The sequence below is a fragment of the Aestuariivita sp. genome, assembly GCF_049276915.1.
Taxonomy (GTDB): domain Bacteria; phylum Pseudomonadota; class Alphaproteobacteria; order Rhodobacterales; family Rhodobacteraceae; genus Aestuariivita.
This window is the reverse complement of the sequence record NZ_JBASXK010000105.1, coordinates 1-1,653: the sequence shown is the minus strand read 5'-3', so window position 1 is coordinate 1,653 and position 1,653 is coordinate 1. Positions and strand designations below refer to the sequence as shown.

3 protein-coding genes are annotated in these 1,653 nt (G+C 55.4%); all 3 read left to right on the top strand.

Going from position 1 to position 1,653, the window contains the following annotated elements; all coding sequences use genetic code 11:
• Positions 1-299 precede the first annotated feature (299 nt).
• On the top strand, positions 300-614 hold the full coding sequence (locus tag WAO69_RS11425) for a hypothetical protein (RefSeq protein ID WP_422179165.1): 315 nt from the start codon (positions 300-302) through the stop codon (positions 612-614).
• A gap of 281 nt (positions 615-895) precedes the next feature.
• Positions 896-1,180 (top strand): nitrate/nitrite transporter NrtS, encoded by a 285-nt coding sequence (nrtS, locus tag WAO69_RS11420; RefSeq protein WP_422179163.1) that lies wholly within the window; start codon positions 896-898, stop codon positions 1,178-1,180.
• Positions 1,177-1,653: hypothetical protein (locus WAO69_RS11415; RefSeq protein WP_422179161.1), on the top strand; the 477-nt coding region annotated here is incomplete at its 3' end. The genes nrtS and WAO69_RS11415, both read left to right, overlap by 4 nt.

The window sequence follows — 1,653 nt, the reverse complement described above, 5'->3', positions numbered from 1 at the left end:
GTGACACCCCCTTAGCCATTCTATTGCGACTGCCCCCCCGACCCTCTGGGCCTGCCCGCCGTGGGTGGGGACCGCGCGTGGTGTTGCGCGATCCTTGGGTACTTACTGGACAGCGTTTAACGTGTCGTAGACAGCCCGGCCGAGCTTGGTGGCGTCAAACGTCACGCCGGCCCAATTGCGTTCAAGCAGGCAAGTCACATACAGATTGTCCTGCCGTGCCTCGGGCCGCCTGGCCATGCCGGCGTGCAGCTTGTTGCGGAACGCTGGGTCATTAATGTCGAGGGATAACGGGGTATGACTTGGATAGAGCTGATCCTGATGCAGTGATTGAGCCTGATCTGCCTGAGGAGCCGGAAGTTGAACTGGGTGTGGACACCGCTGTCATGGAGCACGATACCGCCCCTTCTTCGCCCGCTGACACGGCACAAAGGACACCGGCAGAACGTGCGTTCGATCTGTTTGACGCAGGCAAGCTTGGTGAGGCTGGTTTGTTGGCAGCAGTTGGTGTGTCGCGTGATGGCTATGTTCCCAGCGAAACCATCACGCATCGTGCGCTGGATGCGGTGGAGCTGGGGCGGCTGAGTGAGGCCGGGTTGGTCCAGCTGCTTGGATGAACGCTTTCGGCCCAATGCGGTCATCCGCCGTATGCTTCTGTCGCTGTGCTGCGGCCCGTCAGACCAGCCATTCGCCGCGGGTGCAAAATCTGAAGCCGCTCGAACTCACGCAACGCGGACAAAACGGCCGTTCCGTTCCATGGGTACAAAGCCCTTTCATCTCACTATAGTTCCTTCAAAAGCGCTAGCTAGTCCGGAGAAAGTGTGCTTCTCTAGATTGGATCGCATGCTGAAGCATCCGAAGAATGTTCGCCGCGCCGACTTGGCCCCTGAGATACTTATTGGAGACGCTTATCGCACAGTCCGAACCGAGCATACCTGAATTGCTGTTCGGCGAAGGCACACCACGCAAAGCGGCTTTGACCGCCTTGGTAGTTGGAACAGTTCTGACCGGCATCAATCATGGCGACACCATCCTCGCGGGAGACTACCCTCCGGTTTTCAAGGTTATCCTGACCTATTGCGTTCCTTACTGCGTTACGAGTTGGGGGGCTGCGACCGGCAAGCTCGCACAGTACCGAGCCAATCAGACCGAGCAGATTGAACGTCAGGAGAGACGGGAATGAATGCAGAGCAGTTCTTCAATCAAAAGTCGATCGTTGACTTAAGCTTTTTCAACTTCAGGAACGCGATTACCGCAGCATATTTCGCCAATAAAGACTTCGAGATCCTGCGCACCAATGACAATTTCCGAGCTTTTTTTCCTTTGCTCGGAAATGTGTCGAAAGTCTCAATGCTCGATGTACTCGAACAGCTCGGTGTTCCCGGTGTCCAGATTGACACATACAGAACGGAATTATTGGAAAATGGTTCGGTCTTGCTACCCAAGGTCGAGATTTCAGCAAACGGGGAAGACCGGATCTACTCGCTGCTATCCACGTTCACACAAGACGCTGATTTTTCTTATCTAAACGGCATACAGGGCCAGTTCGTCGACCGGACGGCAGAATGGTCTCTTCGCAAGGAACGCGAGGAGCTTCTGGAACAGAAGTTGCGGGACCGCGAGTTGATCGAAGCGAAATCTCAGGAACTGCAAAAC